Origin of the sequence: Mesorhizobium sp. KACC 23794 (assembly GCF_052180275.1) — a bacterium.
GTDB lineage: Bacteria > Pseudomonadota > Alphaproteobacteria > Rhizobiales > Rhizobiaceae > Kumtagia.
Genome location: NZ_CP197465.1, coordinates 6,032,473 through 6,047,490, shown reverse-complemented (window position 1 = coordinate 6,047,490; position 15,018 = coordinate 6,032,473). Strand labels below are relative to the sequence as shown.

Sequence of the window (15,018 nt, the reverse complement as noted above, 5' to 3'; positions counted from 1 at the left end):
GACAGACATCTTCGTCGCGCGCCCCTGGGGCGCTTCGGCCTAAGCCAGCCTTCCCGCTGGGGCAGGGCCGTTCATCCGGACGCCTGACGGTGTCCGACCGCTTACCTGCATCCAGAAGTGTTCCGTCATGGGCAATTCCGTTCGGGGCGAAAGCCTCCTTTCGACGCACGGCGCAGCCGTGCCCATCACCCACTATTTTTCACCGGACATGTGGATCGAGGGCGCCGCGCTGGCGCAGCTCGACCACGTCGCCGGCCTGCGCGGCGTGGACGCGGTCGCCGCCTTCCCGGACCTGCATCCCGGAAAATACGGGCCGGCCGGCATCGCGGTGCTGTCGCGTCGGCTGCATCCGCAACTGATCGGCAACGACATCGGCTGCGGCATGGCGCTGTTCGAGCTGGACCTCGCGCCGCACAGGCTGAAGCTCGACCGAGCGGTCGAGCGGCTGCGCGGCATGGAGGCCGAGCCGGCCTTCGATCCCGGCGAGGCGCTGGCGGCGCTCGGCCTGCCCGGCGACCTTTATGCGCAGGCGCTGGGGACCATCGGCGGCGGCAACCATTTCTGCGAGCTGCAGGCCGTCGAGCGGACGATCGGCGAAGAGGGCGCGCCGGGCGTCGATGCCCGAAAACTGCATCTGCTGGTGCATTCGGGCTCGCGCGGCCTCGGCGCCTTCGTCTTCGGGCAGACGCTGGACATCGGCCCGGTGATCGGGCCGGGGCTCGATCCGCTGTCGGCCGAGGGCCTCTACTGGCGCCACCAGCACGATCTCTGCGTCGCCTGGGCGTCGCTCAACCGCCGCATGATCGCGGCGCGCGCCGCAAGCGCGCTGCGCTGCGAGGCGAGGCTTGTGACGGATGTGCCGCACAATCTGGTCCGCGAGAGCGGCGAGGGGTTTGTCCACTACAAGGGCGCGGCGGCGGTGCGGCCCGGCGGCATCGCGCCCATCGCCGGTTCGCGCGCCAGCCTCAGCTATGTCGTGCAGGCGCTGGACGGCACGGACGCTTCGCTGGGCGGCATCTCGCACGGGGCCGGGCGCAAATACGACCGCGCCACCATGCATGGCCGGGCTGGACGCAACCGCTCGGAACGCGATGCCTTGCTGCGCAACGAATGGGGCGGCCACGTCATCTGCGACGATCGCAACCTCGTCGTCGAGGAGGCGGCGTCGGCCTACAAGGACGCCGGGCACGTGGTGCGGGAGCTTGCGGAGGCCGGGCTTGTACGGCCGCTGGCGGCGATGAAGCCGCTGGTCACCTACAAGAAGGCGTTCGACGGTCCGCCCGACCGCTCGCGTGAAAAGCCGTCTCTCGACCGTGCCGGCAGGAGGTCCGCTCATGAGCGCCGCTGACCTGCTGATCACCTCCGGCAGGGGCCCGGTCGAATGCCGGATCGCGCTGATCGAACTGGTTGCCGTGATCGAGGCGGAAGCCGTGCGACGGGCGGTTGCCGTGGAAATCGCCTACGGCCCGAGCCCGGATCGCCACGGCGCCAAATCCGCGATCGTCTCGCTCGAGGGGGCGGCATCCGCCGCCCTTGTCCGCGAGTTCGAGGGCACGGTGAAATTCGTGTTCAAGAGTCCGGTCCGCGCCGGGCACAAGCGGCAGAACTGGTTCGTCGGCGTGCGCAGGGTCGACCTGTCGGGCCTGGACCGGCCACAGGCGCCGATCGACCCGCGCGACGTGCGGTTCGAGACGCTGCGGGCCGGCGGCCCGGGCGGGCAGCACCAGAACACCACCGACAGCGCGGTGCGCGCCACCCACCTGCCCAGCGGCATCGTCGTCATGGCGCGCGACGAACGCTCGCAGCATCGCAACAAGGCGCTCGCGCTGCGGCGGCTGGAAGGCATGCTGCGGCTGCTTGCCGAACGCGAGACCGATGCCACGCGGGAGGAACTGTTTGGCGCCAGCAAATCGCTGGAGCGCGGCAATGCGGTGAAGATGTTTCACCTTTGAGCGCCGGCCGGCTATGCATGGCCGGTCGCCTCGCGAAACCATGCCATGTCCCGTTCCGAACGCCTGCTCGACCTGATCCAGACGCTGCGCCGGCATCGGCGGCCGGTGAGCGGCCGGGCGTTGGCCGAAGAGCTTGGCATTAGCATCCGCACGCTCTACCGCGACATCGCCACCTTGCAGGGCCAGGGCGCGCCGATCGAGGGGGAGGCGGGGCTTGGCTACGTGCTGAAGCCGGGTTTCATGCTGCCGCCGCTGATGTTCGGCGAGGACGAGGTCGATGCAATCATCCTCGGCCTGCGCTTCGTGTCGCAGCGCGGCGACGACGATTTGGCCCGCGCCGCGGCGAATGTGCTGGCCAAGATCGAGGCGGTCCTGCCGCCCGAAATGGGCGATGCGGCGGCGACGAGCGGCCTGCTCGCCGGTCCTTCGGCGTCGCGGGAGGCGGGTACCTTGGCGACGATCCGCCGGGCCATCCGCGCCGAGCAGAAGCTGCGGCTGAGCTATACCGACAAGCAGGGCCGCGCCACGAAGCGCGTCGTCTGGCCGGTGCTGGTCGGCTTCTTCGACACCGCCGAGATGCTTGGTGCCTGGTGCGAGACGCGCGGCGATTTCCGCCATTTCCGGCTGGACCGCATCGCCTCCGCCGAACCGACGGGTGAGCGGATGCCGAAACGCCATCGCATCCTGCTTGCCGAATGGCGGCATGCGCAGGACCTGACCGACCTGATGTGACGGCCAGGGCAATCGTATATGAAAAACGATGGAGGATTGCGCGGCGCTATACCCCCACCCCTAGCCCCTCCCCATAAGGGGGAGGGGAACTTTGCGGCCGCTCTTCAGAGCAAAATCATCGACGACTGGCGTTTACCGGAGACGCAAGCCGGTCCCCCTCCCTCTTGTGGGGAGGGGTTAGGGGGACCTTCATATGCGATTGCCCTGATGTGACGGCTGCTGCCGGAAACTGACAGTGGTTTTGCATAAGGTCTCCACATCCAAACGGAGACAGACCGATGCCGAGCCCGAATTTCATCATCCTGTATGTCGACAGTCCCGCGAAAAGCGGCGCGTTTTATCGTGGCCTCCTTGGGCTCGATCCCGTCGAAACCTCGCCGACCTTCGTGCTGTTCGTGCTGCCCAACGGGCTGAAGCTCGGCCTGTGGTCGCGGCATACGGTCGAGCCCCGCGCGGAAGCGGCCGGCGGCAGTGGAGAGATCGCGTTCACCGTCGATGCGGCAGAGCGCGTCGACGCGACCCATGCCGACTGGTCCGGACGCGGGCTGAAAATCCTCCAGCAGCCCTTGGACATGGATTTCGGCCGCACCTTCGTCGCGCTCGATCCCGACGGCCACCGCCTGCGCGTCTTCTATCCGGGGAGCGAATGATGACGGAACGATCGTTCTGGCTGGCGGTCGCTTCCGCCGATCATGTGCGCCGGGGACGCCGGGAAGGGTTTATGCAGGTCTCGCACGGCAAGCGCGCTCCGCTTGTCCGCGTCCGCCCCGGCGACGGGATCGTCTATTACTCGCCGAGCGCGGTTTACCACGAGAAGGACGGGCTCCAGAGTTTCACCGCGATCGGCGTGGTGCGCGAGGGAGAGCCGTACCAGGGCGACATGGGCGGAGGCTTCTTCCCCTCCCGGCGCGACGTCGACTGGGCGGATGCAATGGAAGCGCCGATCGCGCCGCTGCTCGACCGGCTCGAACTTACAGCCGGCAAGCGGAACTGGGGCTATCAGCTCCGGTTCGGGCTGTTGAAGATCGACGGCAAGGATTTCCGGCTGATCGCGGAGGCGATGGGTGCGACGGAAAGTATTGCCGGTTGAGTCTCTAGTGGGCCGGAGGGAAATGGTTCCGGGCAGTCTAATACCAATTGTCGTTTTACCCTGTCTGCCCTGAAAACCCGAATTCGGTTCGCCGGAAGCTGGCGGCCGGGCCGGCGCGAATGCCGGGGACAGTTTACTTAATTCCGCTGGCGCCAGTATTGAAACGCCACGTCTTTCCGCGGAATTAAGTAAACTGTCCCCTGCCGTGCCGCCCTTATCCACTGAACCCGTTGGAATGGATGCCGGGCGGCCCTACGACATGACCGTGCCGCGGCCCGACGCCTTTGCGCGATAGAGCGCCTGGTCGGCCTGCCGGACGAATTGCTGCGCTGCTTGCCGCGTGCCGTCGCTGCTGTTCAGGGCGGCGATGCCGATACTGACCGTGACGACGCCGAAGGGGCTGCCCCCGTGCGGTACCTCCCGGCGGCGAATGGTGTCGGACATCCTGCCGGCCAGGCCGGTCACGTCTGCCTGCGTCGTGTTGGTCAGCACCACCGCGAATTCCTCGCCCCCGTAGCGGCTGACCAGCGCGGAGTTCGCGTGCACGCATTGGTTCAACGCGGCCGCGATCATCCGCAGGCAGGCGTCGCCGGCCACATGGCCGTAGAGATCGTTGTAGGGTTTGAAGAAGTCGACGTCGATCATCAGGAGCCCGACCGTCGAGCCGCTCTTCGCGGCATGCCGCACCTCGTCTTCCAGCACCATGTCGAATTTGCGCCGGTTCGACAGCGATGTCAGGAAGTCGGTTTCCGTCAGCCGCTGCAGGTTGCGGTTCGCATCGCGCAGATCCTGCTCCAGTTGCTTCTTCTCGGCGATCGCCGCTTCCAGCGCCTGCTCGATTTCCTTCTGGCCGGTGATGTCGACGCTGGTGGCGAGAAGGCGCGTCGAGTTGCTGCCGTCGTGACCATGCACGATCTTGCCCCGGCTGAGGATCCAGCGCCAGCTTCCGTCCTTGTGGCCAACGCGGTAGGTCGATTCGAACAGGCTTTCCTCGCCATTCAACACGCGTTGCGTCGCCGCCTTCGCCATCTCGCGGTCGTCCGGATGGACGATGCTCCACGCCACGTTCTCGTCGGGGAGTTCGTCTTCCGCGAAACCGAGGATGGCTTTCCAGCCGCGCGAGCGCCACACACGGCCAGAAGCGATGTCGAGTTCCCAGATCCACTGGCCGGCGCTTTCGAGGGCGAAGGCGATGCGCTCGTCGAAGGTGGAGAGCTTTTCTTCGATCTTCTTCTGGCTGGAAACGTCGATGATCGCCAGCGACAGGCCCGACGGCGTCCGGTCGGCTTCCTGAACGGCCGCCGCCGCGAGCTGGAAAGTCTCCCGCCGGTCCGGCAGCCTGAATTCCAGCGGGTCGCCGCGGGCCGTGACGGCGTTGTTGATCGCATCGACGGCGAGCGGGATGATTTCGATGATCGGGCGGCCGCGCAAATCGTTCGCCGACCGCGCCATCAATCGCTCGAACTGTTCGTTGACGGCCACGATCCTGGACTGTGTGTCGGTCCAGCAGAGCGCCACCGGCGACTGTCGATAAGCGCTTGCGTCCTTCATCCGCAGACAATCCAAACGCAAGCCGCCAAGGCGTTCCGTACCAAAAGCATTAGTGCTGGGCGGTTCTTAGCTTCCAGTTAACACCTGGACGCACCGCCCGCCAGCATCAGTCCTTATGAGCCTCGTATACGGCGATGCCGGCGGCAAGATCCTCGAGCGCGGCGCCCACCGATTTGAACAGCGTGATCTCGTCGGCGCCCTGCCGGCCAAGCTTCTCGCCGCGCGCCAGTTCGTGCAGATCGGCGACGATGTCGTCGGGCTTCAGCACGCCGGATGCCAGCGGCTGGACGATGTCGCCGGCCTCCTTGGTCGCGCCGGCGCGGGTATCGACATAGACGCGGGCGCGGACAATCGCCGCATCGTCGGCCTCGCGCATGTGGGGGGTGAAGCCGCCGACGAGGTCGACATGCGTGCCCGGCCGCAGCCTGTCGCCCTTGACGAGCGGGTGGATCGAGATGGTCGCACAGGACACGATGTCGGCCCAGCCGAGATCCTCGTCGAGGTCGTCGGAAATGCTGACCGTCAGCCCGTCACGGCGGAGCAGGTCCGCAGCTTTTCCGGCATTGGCCGCCGTGCGGTTCCAGATGCGGATTTCGTCGATCGGCCGCACCGCGGAATGGGCTTTTGCCAGGAACGGGCAGAGCGCGCCGGCTCCGACGATCAGCAATTTCGAGGCATCTTCGCGCGCCAGGTAGCTTGCGGCGAGCGCCGAGGCGCTGGCCGTGCGCCATTGCGTCAGCCGCTGGCCGTCGATCAGCGCCTGCGGCTCGCCGGTCCTGCCGTCGAGAAGGAGATAAAGCCCCATGACAGCCGGCTTGCCGATCGCATTGTTGTCGGGCGAGACGGTGACGATCTTCACGCCGACATGCCCGCCATCCGATGTGCCGGCGGCGTTGAGGTCGGTCCAGGCCGGCATCAGCAGCAGTGTCGACGCGGCGCCGTCGGGCCGCTCGATCGTGTGATGATGCCGCACCGGCTGCACCGCGCCCTTGTGGAACGTCTCGCGCAACGTCTCCACGAGACCGGGAAAGCTCAGCGCGCCGTCCACGGCGGCGGCATCGATCATCTTCATGCATACCCTCGCGGCGCTGGCCTGGGCCAGGACCGGCACCTGGCGGAAAAAATCATCAGAGCCGCCAATCCTCAGCCCGCCGCGGCAAGCTTGGCGGCCCAGGCCTTCACCGTCGCCATGTCGGGCAGCGCAACACGCGGGGTATGTGCCGGCAGCGGCTTGTATTGAATTACGTCGGGAGTCCACATCTCAGCCGGGATCGAGGTGTCGGCGGCAACCGAAGCGAGGTCCAGCAGCTTCTCCCAGACATAGGCGTGGATCTGGACGTGGTCCGTGACATCCAGCCCGTAGCCGGTGCCCAATCCGTAACAGCCGTTGTTGTGGTCGCCATGCTTCAGATAGACCGGAACGACGATGTTCTTGCCGTTTCCCAACTCCGATTTGAGCGTGGCGAAAACACCGTCATTGACCGTCTTCGAAAGCGCCATCGTGTCGATGCCGACATAGTGCGGGTGGCCTATGCCGCGGGTCGGCCCCTTGTCGACGCTCGCCATGCCGCCGCCGTTCAGCGGCTGGCCGCGCGGCACGAACTGGTTGCCGGAATTTGCGCCCCAAAGGTAGAACGTGTCCTTGTCCCACACGGTCCAGACCGTTTGGGCGTCGGTGCTGTCCCACCAGTTGTCGGGCAGTTTCGGTATCGCGTCGAAAGACAGTTTTCCGGCCATGGTTCCCCCTTTTCAATCGGAATGCATGCAAATCCGTATGCGTCACGGGGCGGGACGTGCCCTCACGTGGAAGGTTTTGGCAGCGCCGTGCTGGAAACAGTCGCCCGGTTCTGGCGCTGGGCGGCGTCGCGCGCCGCCTGCGCCTCGATGCCGCGCTGCCGGGCAGCCTTGCGGTAGCGGCCCTGCTTGAACCAGGTGGCGAGGCTGCCGACGATCATGCCGACGACGAGTGCTGCAAACAGCAGGAAGAACAGCGGCAGTTGCACGGTCAGCGCCGGATTGCCGGGATTGAACGGATCGAAGGTGAAGGCCGCCGGCGCGCGGTTTGCCACGGCCAGCGCGATCAGGATGATGGCGAGCGGCACGAACACGACGATGAGCACGATGCGATTGAACATGATCTTTCCAAAGCTGATGACCGGCAGGCCGGGACTTCCGAAACACGCCGTGTTCGGCCCGGCCCTGTCCGACTATAGCCCTAAACCGGCCAAACAGGCTATTTTTCGGCGTTCAGCCTCTCTCGAAGCTCCTTGCCGGTCTTGAAGAACGGCACCCATTTCTCCTCGACCTCGACTGCGTCGCCGGTGCGCGGGTTGCGGCCGGTGCGGGCAGGGCGGTTCTTGACCGAGAAGGCGCCGAAGCCGCGAAGCTCAACGCGGTTGCCCTCGGCGAGCGCGTCGGTGATTTCGTCGAATATGGCGCTGACGATATTTTCGACGTCACGGAGAAAAAGATGCGGATTGCGTGTGGCGATGATCTGCACGAGTTCGGACTTGATCATGAGCGCTGTCCCCGTCAATTAACTTGTTCTAAAGAGTAGGCGGATGATTTTATTCGTGTTTTTCAATCGGGCCGGAGCCGCCTCAAGGGTGCCAGACTGATACGAGACCGTCAAGGAACAAGCGGTCGGCACCGCTTTCCCTCAGGATATCCGCGCCGGCTCCCGGCAGTCCGATCGCCTGGCCCACCGCTTGCGCAGCCGACTTGCTGAACAGCCAGCCCGCATCCTCCTTCTTCGGCTTCCATTCGATCACTTCCAGGCTGCCCGTCACCCCCTTGCTCGACAGCCAGGCGATCGCCTCCTTCTCGCCGCCCAGCCCGTCGACCAGCTTGTTCGCCAGCGCCTGCCTGCCGGTGAAGACCGAGCCATCCGCCAGCACCAGCACTTCGGGCCGCGTCAGCGGCCGGCGGTCGGCGACGATGCCGACGAACCAGTCGTAGCTGTCGAGGATCATCGAGCGCAGCATCGCCCGCTCTTCCTCGGTGGTCGGGTTGAAGGGCGAGGGTTCGGCCTTCAGCGGCGAGGATTTGACCTCGTCCAGCGTGATGCCGAGCTTGTCCATGAGGCCGGTGAAGTTCGGGAACTGCGCCAGCACGCCGATCGAGCCGACGATCGACGATTTGCGCGCCACGATGTGGTCGGTGGCGCTGGCGATCATGTAGCCGGCGGACGCCGCGAGCGTGCCGACCTGCGCCACGACCGGCTTGGCGGCGGCAAGCGAGCGGACGGCGTCGAAGATCGCCTCGCCGCCGGCGGTGGTGCCGCCGGGAGAATCGATCGACAGGATGACGCCCTTGACGCTCGACGCCTTCCTGACGTCGTCCAGCACCTTCAGCAGCGCCTCGTCCTCGAGGATCGTGCCTTCGATCTTCACCTTGGCGATGTGGTCGACGGATTTTCCGCCGAACTCCTTGCCAAAGAGCGCCACCGCCGCGCCGATGATGGCGACGGCGGCGACAAGAAGGGCGCAGACGCGCCAGAAGGTGAGCTTGCGCCGCAGCCTGCGGCGATCGATGAGGTCGTCGGCGGTCGTTGCCATAACTTTCCTCGCGAACGGGGGAAAGCCAAACATCTAGCGCATGTTACCGGCCTCGGCTACCGCCAATGAGGTGACGTGCCGGCAGATCGCCGGCATCGCCGCATCCGGCAGGACGCGGATGCCTCACGCACCGTAGCCGATGATGCCCTTGGTCTCGAGGAAGTCGTGGATCGCCCAGTCGGCGTACTCGCGGCCGTTGCCGGACTGCTTGTAGCCGCCAAACGGTGCGAATGTGTCCCAGTCCGGGTAGTTGATCGAAACCTGGCCGGCGCGCAGTTGCCCCGCCACTTTCCGGGCATGTCCGATGTCCTGGGACTGGACGTAGGCCGCCAGCCCGTACACCGTGTCGTTGGCGATCTTCACGGCTTCGTCCTCGTCGTCATAGGAGATGACCGACAGCACCGGGCCGAAGATCTCCTCCTTCTCGATCCGCATGCCGGGCCGCACGTGGCCGAACACGGTCGGCCGGACATAATAGCCGCGATTGAGATGGCCGGGGCGGCCGTTGCCGCCGGTGACGACGGTTGCGCCCTCGGCGATGCCGCTTTCGATAAGGCCCTGGATCTTGTCGAACTGGATCTGGCTGACCACCGGGCCAAGCTGCGTGTCTTCCGAGCGCGGATCGCCGACCTTGAAAGCCTCCGCGGCGTCCTTGGCGATGGCAAGCGCCTCGTCGTGGCGGCTGGCCGGCACCAGCATGCGGGTCGGCGCGTCGCAGGACTGGCCGGAATTGCCGAAGCAGCCTTCGACGCCCTTCTTCACAGCGTGCGCGAAGTCGGCGTCGGGCAGGATGATGTTGGCCGATTTGCCGCCGAGCTCCTGGGCGACGCGCTTGACCGTATCGGCCGCGGTCTTGGCGACGATGATGCCGGCGCGGGTGGAGCCGGTGAAGGACACCATATCGACGTCCGGATGCCCTGCCATGACCTGGCCGACGTCCGGGCCGGTGCCGTTGATCATGTTGTAGACGCCTTTCGGCGTGCCGGCCGCTTCCATGACCTCGGAGAAGATGATGCCGCTGATCGGCGCGATCTCGGAGGGTTTCAGCACCACGGTGCAGCCGGCGGCGATGGCCGGCGCCACCTTGCAGACGATCTGGTTCAGCGGCCAGTTCCACGGGGTGATCAGCGCGCAGACGCCGATCGGCTCCTTCACCACCATGGTGCCGCCGCGCTGTTCGGAAAACTCGTAGTCTTCCAATGCCTTGATGGTCGATTCCATATGGGCGCGGCCGGCCCAGGCCTGCGCCTCGCGCGCCCAGGTGATCGGCGCGCCCATCTCCTGGCTGACCGCCTGGGCGATGTCCTCGAAGCGGTCGTTGTAGACTTCGAGGATGCGCTTCAGCAGTTTCAGCCGCTCGGCCTTCGTGGTCTGCGCGAATTTCGGGAACGCCGCCTTGGCGGCCGCCACGGCGCGGTCGACATCGGCCTTCGAGCCGACGGAGATTTTGGTGTAGGCCTCTTCCGTGGAGGGATCGATGACGTCGAGCGTGGCGGGCACGACGGGATCGACCCACTTGCCGTCGATGAAAAAGTTAAGGTGATGCGACATGGGTGGCTCCTGTTTGCCCTATGCGTAGCGTGGCGGGATTGCGCCGGCAACTACGGACCCGCCCTTGTCTGTCGCCCGCGCGGCATCGCGGGTTCGTCAAACGACGATCTTCACGCACATCGGCGTGCCGATCCCGATCGCATGGCCTGTGTCGGCCAGTCGCCCCGTCTCCGCATCACGGGCAAAGATCGTGATGCGGTCGGCATTTTGGTTGGCGGAAAGCAGATGGTTGCCGGAGGGCGTCAGGCAGAGGTTGCGTGGGGTCGCGCCGCCGCAAGGCGTGTAGTCGACCAGCGTCAGTTTTCCGGTGTCCTGGTCGACGGCGAACATCGGGATGGAATCGTGGCCGCGGTTGGAGCCGTAGAGGAAATGGCCGTCCGGCGAGATCTGGATGTCGGCGCAATGGTTGTGGTCGCGTGCTTCGGCCGGCACGGCGGGTTTGGCGTCGATGAAGGCAAAACCGCCGGTCTCGGCGTCGAGCGCCAGCGACACGACCGTGGAATCGAGTTCGTTCATGACGAAGACGAATTTGCCGTTCGGATGCAGCGCGATGTGGCGCGGCCCGGCCCCGGGCTTCAACGCCGTTTCCTGCAGCGGCGAAAGCGAACCGTCGGTCTCGATGCGGTAGGTGACGAGGCAGTCGATGCCGAGATCGGCGACGATGGCGATGTTGCCGGTGAGCGCCTCGGTGACGCTGTGGGCGTGGCTGCGCTCCTGCCGGGCTTGGTTCGGGCCGGTGCCTTCGTGGGCGACGCTGGCCAGTGGCGCGGTCAGCCCGCCGTCGTCGCGAATACCGTAGACCACGACGGACTGGTCCGGCCCGCCGGACCCCATGCCGTAATTGGCGACCAGCAGTTTCGTGCCGTCACGGGTGACAAAATTGTGGGCGGTGATCGAGCCCAGCGTCGGCTGCTTGTTGATGTAGGTGAGCGCGCTGGTTTCGCGGTCGAAGCCATAGGCGGTGACGACACCCTCGCGCCAGGCGAACACTTCGCTGTTTGCAAAGATGCGGCTGCCGTCGGGCGTCACGGACAAAAAGGACGGGTTGTCGACCTCGTTCGTCTCCGCCAGTTTCGTTATGGCGAGCGTGTCTTCGTCAAAGCTGTAGACGGACAGCCCGACGCCGCGCGCGCCCTGGAAATAGGGCGCCTCGCGGTTCAGCGAGCCCACGAAAACCAGCAGTTCCGCCATCTTTCCCTCCCCCGATCGCGACGATTTCGGCGGCTGCCGAAATCTTTTGCCCGCAGTCGCCCGTCGCATGTTCTCGTAGGCAGAATGACGACAACGAGGCTTGCAAACAAGCCCCATATGTGAAAAACATATTCATGAGAGAAGATCGCAGGGAGGAGCCGTGACCCATCTCGCATCGATGACGCGCGGCCTCGTTTAGGCAATGACAGGTTTCGCGCCGACCGTCGGCGTTTCGTCGACGCATCCGTCCGACATGCCCGAAAGCCACGCCGAGATACCGGTGTGGAACGCGGAGAACTGGTTCTACGAGGACTGGCCGGTCGGCCAGAAAATCCGCTCGCTGCGTCGCACCATGGCGGAGGGCGACAGCCATCTGTTCAACACGCTGGTACTGGACATCCATCCCTATGTGCAGGACCGGATGTTCGCGGAGAAGGAAGGCATTTTCGGCCAGCGGCTGATTGCCGGCGCCTTCGTGTTCTCGGCCGGTCTGGGGCTGGTCGCCACCAACTGCACCAACGCCTTTTCCTACGGCTACGACAAGCTCCGCTTCATCAAGCCGGTCTTCGTCGGCGACACGATCTATTCGATCCGCACCAACCTCGACAAACGCCCGAAATACAAGGACCTCGGCCTGATCCGCGCCAGCTACGAGGTGTTCAAGGGCGAGGGCGAACTGGTGCTCTACTGCGAGCATTTGCAGACGGTGAAATACAAGAACCCGGCGGATTTCGCCGGCAAGACCGAGAAGTAATTTTTATGAGCGAATCCGAACTCCCGCTTGCCGGCCTCGTCGTCGTCGACATGAGCCAGTTCCTGTCGGGGCCGTATTGTTCGCTGCGCCTGCTCGACCTCGGCGCGCGGGTGATCAAGATCGAGCGCCCGGACGGCGGCGACCTGTCGCGAAGGCTCTACCTCAGCGACACCGAGATCGGCGGCGATTCCACCATCTTTCACGCCATCAACCGCGCCAAGGAGAGTTTTGCCGTCGACCTGAAGGACGAGGCGGATTTGAAGGCGTTGCGCGGCCTGCTGGCCAAGGCCGACGTGCTGATCCAGAATTTCCGGCCGGGCGTGATCGAGCGGCTGGGCCTCGACTACGAGGCGGTTAAGGCGCTCAATCCGCGCATCGTCTATGCCTCGATCAGCGGTTATGGCGAGGAAGGACCGTGGGTGAAACGACCCGGACAGGACCTGCTGGCGCAGTCGCGCTCCGGCGTCATGTGGCTGAACGGCGACGAGGACCAGGGGCCGGTGCCGTTCGGCCTGGCGATCGCCGACATGCTGGCGGGAGCGGCAGCCTGCCAGGGCATTCTGGCCGCACTTGTGCGGCGCGGCATTTCCGGAAGGGGCGGGCATGTCGAGACCAGCCTGCTGGAGGCGCTGGTCGACTTCCAGTTCGAGGTGCTGACCACGCATTTGAACGACGGCAACCGCCTGCCGCGCCGCTCCTCTTTCCGCTCCGCGCACGCCTATCTGTCGGCGCCTTATGGCGTCTATCCGGCGAAGGACGGGTTTCTGGCGATCGCCATGACGCCGATCCCGAAACTCGCGGGGCTGCTGGGGCTGGAGGACGAGTTGTCGGCCTATAGCGGACAGCCGGCGACCTGGTTCACGGCGCGCGACGAGATCAAGGCGATCATTGCGCAGAAGATCGCGACGAAGACGATCGACGAATGGCTGGCCATTTTGGAGCCGGCCGACATCTGGTGCGCCAAGGTGCTCAACTGGCCGGAACTGTTCGAGAGCGACGGCTTCAAGGTTCTGGACATGCTGCAGACGGTGACGCGCGAGGACGACGTATCGATCCTGACCACGCGCTCGCCGCTGCGTGTCGACGGCGTGCGCCCCAAGGTGGATCGTGCCGCGCCGCTGGTGGGCGAGCACAGCGCAAAAATCCGTGCGGAGTTCGGGCTGTGAGGCTGGCTCTGCCCCTCACCTGCTTGTCTGCCTCCCGTGAAGGACGGGAAGGCGGAAGGTGGTCGAACTCGCACTCCGTCCAACACCCCTCATCCGACCTCGCTTCGCTCGGCCACCTTCTCCCACAAGGGGAGAAGGTGGAGCGCGGCCGCACGGCCGCTGCAAATCTCCAACGTTGGCGATTAGTTGCGAGGCCGGCGCGAAACTCCCCTTCTCCCCTTGTGGGAGAAGGTGGCCTCGCGAAGCGAGGTCGGATGAGGGGTGCTGGACGGAGTGCGGCATATGTCGTTCCTTCTGAAAACCATGGGGAGACATTCCCATGAGCATCACCCTCAAAGGCATGACCTGGAGCCATCCGCGCGGCTACGATCCGATGGTCGCCTGCGCGAAACTATGGCTGGAAAAGACCGGCGTTTCGATCGACTGGGACAAGCGCTCGCTGCAGGATTTCGAATCCTTCCCCGTCGAGGAGTTGGCCAAGGCTTACGACCTGATCGTCATCGACCATCCGCATGTCGGCCAGATCACTGCCGAAAACTGCCTCGCGCCGCTGGACGTGCCCGGCCGCGAGGCAGAGCGCGAGGCGATGGCCGAGGCGAGCGTCGGCCAGTCCTGTCCGAGCTATTTGTGGCAGGGCCGGCAGTGGGCCTTTCCGATCGATGCGGCCAGCCCCGTGCAGGCCTACCGGCCGGATAGACTGGAACGCCCGGTCGAGCGCTGGAGCGAGGTTCTGGATCTTGCGCGGCAGGGCAAGGTGCTGCAATCGCTGCGGGCGCCGCATTCGCTGATGGTCTTCTTCACGCTCGCCGCCAATCTGGGAACGCCCTGCGCCGTGACCGGCCCCGGCGACCTGATCGACACGGCCGCGGGCGAGCGAGTGTACGAGATGATGCGGGAGTTCTTCGCGCTGCTCGACCCCGCCTGCCTGTCGATGGACCCCATCGCAGTGTCCGAGAAAATGGCGGAAGGGAACTCGCCCTATCTCTGCGCGCCGTTGATCTATGGCTATGTCAGCTATGCCATGGATGGTTTCCGGCCGCGCCGGCTGGCTTTTTCCGACATGCCGATGGCGGGCGAGGCGGGCCTCGCCGGCTCGGCGCTGGGCGGCACCGGCATCGCCGTTTCGGCTTTTTCCAAGGCGAAGGACGCGGCGATCGATTTCGCCTATTGGGTGGCGAGCGGCGACGTCCAGCGCGGCCCCTATGCGGCGGCCGGCGGGCAGCCCGGCCATGCAAAAGCCTGGGAGGACGAGGCGGTCAACGCCGCGACCCACGGCTTTTATCGCAATACGCGAAAGACGCTGGAGGGCGCCTGGGTTCGGCCGCGCCACGACGGTTACATGGGTTTCCAGCAGGCTGCGTCGGACCGCATCAATGCGGGCCTCGTGGCGGGGGACGCCGCGCGGACGGTGGTGGCCGATCTGAACAAACTGTTCCGGAAAAGTTTCGAAAAATAGCCGGCCGGCATTCGCTGG

General features: G+C 65.5%; 16 protein-coding genes. 8 read left to right on the top strand and 8 right to left on the bottom strand.

What is annotated here, in order from left to right; genetic code table 11:
• Positions 1-127: 127 nt before the first annotated feature.
• From ACSBOB_RS29355 to ACSBOB_RS29335, 5 genes are all read left to right on the top strand, one after another.
• Positions 128-1,348 carry an RNA ligase RtcB family protein gene (locus ACSBOB_RS29355; RefSeq protein WP_442579553.1) on the top strand — a complete coding sequence of 407 codons (1,221 nt, stop codon included), beginning with the start codon at positions 128-130 and terminating at the stop codon, positions 1,346-1,348.
• Positions 1,335-1,952, top strand: coding sequence for a peptide chain release factor H (gene prfH / locus ACSBOB_RS29350; RefSeq protein ID WP_442579552.1), 618 nt, complete (start codon positions 1,335-1,337; stop codon positions 1,950-1,952). Before ACSBOB_RS29355 ends, prfH begins: the two co-directional genes overlap by 14 nt.
• Before the next feature lie 45 nt (positions 1,953-1,997).
• A complete protein-coding gene (locus ACSBOB_RS29345) occupies positions 1,998-2,684 on the top strand; it encodes a helix-turn-helix transcriptional regulator (RefSeq protein WP_442579551.1) in 687 nt (228 codons plus the stop codon).
• 278 nt (positions 2,685-2,962) lie between these two features.
• The gene (locus ACSBOB_RS29340) at positions 2,963-3,334 is read left to right on the top strand and encodes a VOC family protein (protein WP_442579550.1); all 372 of its coding nucleotides are present in this window, start codon (positions 2,963-2,965) and stop codon (positions 3,332-3,334) included.
• The gene (locus ACSBOB_RS29335; RefSeq protein WP_442579549.1) at positions 3,334-3,774 is read left to right on the top strand and encodes an EVE domain-containing protein; all 441 of its coding nucleotides are present in this window, start codon (positions 3,334-3,336) and stop codon (positions 3,772-3,774) included. Before ACSBOB_RS29340 ends, ACSBOB_RS29335 begins: the two co-directional genes overlap by 1 nt.
• Positions 3,775-4,026: 252 nt before the next feature.
• On the opposite strand, the gene ACSBOB_RS29330 is transcribed toward ACSBOB_RS29335, so the two are convergent.
• The 8 genes from ACSBOB_RS29330 to ACSBOB_RS29295 all read right to left on the bottom strand — a co-directional run bounded on the left by ACSBOB_RS29330 (position 4,027) and on the right by ACSBOB_RS29295 (position 11,624).
• Complete coding sequence (locus tag ACSBOB_RS29330) at positions 4,027-5,325, bottom strand: sensor domain-containing diguanylate cyclase (protein WP_442579548.1); 1,299 nt, start codon at positions 5,323-5,325, stop codon at positions 4,027-4,029.
• A gap of 106 nt (positions 5,326-5,431) precedes the next feature.
• Positions 5,432-6,397: an ornithine cyclodeaminase family protein gene (locus ACSBOB_RS29325; protein ID WP_442579547.1), complete on the bottom strand. Its 966-nt coding sequence runs from the start codon at positions 6,395-6,397 to the stop codon at positions 5,432-5,434.
• 71 nt (positions 6,398-6,468) lie between these two features.
• Complete coding sequence (locus ACSBOB_RS29320) at positions 6,469-7,062, bottom strand: hypothetical protein (protein WP_442579546.1); 594 nt, start codon at positions 7,060-7,062, stop codon at positions 6,469-6,471.
• A 62-nt stretch (positions 7,063-7,124) separates the two neighbouring features.
• Complete coding sequence (locus tag ACSBOB_RS29315; RefSeq protein WP_442579545.1) at positions 7,125-7,460, bottom strand: LapA family protein; 336 nt, start codon at positions 7,458-7,460, stop codon at positions 7,125-7,127.
• A gap of 98 nt (positions 7,461-7,558) precedes the next feature.
• Positions 7,559-7,843 carry an integration host factor subunit beta gene (locus tag ACSBOB_RS29310; protein ID WP_349005487.1) on the bottom strand — a complete coding sequence of 95 codons (285 nt, stop codon included), beginning with the start codon at positions 7,841-7,843 and terminating at the stop codon, positions 7,559-7,561.
• A gap of 82 nt (positions 7,844-7,925) precedes the next feature.
• Entirely contained in the window at positions 7,926-8,882 is a 957-nt protein-coding gene (gene sppA, locus ACSBOB_RS29305; protein WP_442579544.1) for a signal peptide peptidase SppA, read from the bottom strand.
• 123 nt (positions 8,883-9,005) lie between these two features.
• Entirely contained in the window at positions 9,006-10,433 is a 1,428-nt protein-coding gene (locus tag ACSBOB_RS29300; protein ID WP_442579543.1) for an aldehyde dehydrogenase family protein, read from the bottom strand.
• Positions 10,434-10,529: 96 nt separating this feature from the next.
• Positions 10,530-11,624: a lactonase family protein gene (locus ACSBOB_RS29295; RefSeq protein ID WP_442579542.1), complete on the bottom strand. Its 1,095-nt coding sequence runs from the start codon at positions 11,622-11,624 to the stop codon at positions 10,530-10,532.
• A gap of 202 nt (positions 11,625-11,826) precedes the next feature.
• On the opposite strand from ACSBOB_RS29295, the gene ACSBOB_RS29290 reads away from it, so the two are divergent.
• The 3 genes from ACSBOB_RS29290 (at position 11,827) to ACSBOB_RS29280 (ending at position 15,000) form a co-directional block, all read left to right on the top strand.
• Positions 11,827-12,378: a MaoC family dehydratase gene (locus ACSBOB_RS29290; RefSeq protein ID WP_442579541.1), complete on the top strand. Its 552-nt coding sequence runs from the start codon at positions 11,827-11,829 to the stop codon at positions 12,376-12,378.
• 5 nt (positions 12,379-12,383) lie between these two features.
• Positions 12,384-13,544: a CaiB/BaiF CoA transferase family protein gene (locus ACSBOB_RS29285; protein WP_442579540.1), complete on the top strand. Its 1,161-nt coding sequence runs from the start codon at positions 12,384-12,386 to the stop codon at positions 13,542-13,544.
• Positions 13,545-13,863: 319 nt separating this feature from the next.
• A complete protein-coding gene (locus tag ACSBOB_RS29280; protein ID WP_442579539.1) occupies positions 13,864-15,000 on the top strand; it encodes an extracellular solute-binding protein in 1,137 nt (378 codons plus the stop codon).
• The last annotated feature ends 18 nt before the right edge of the window (positions 15,001-15,018 follow it).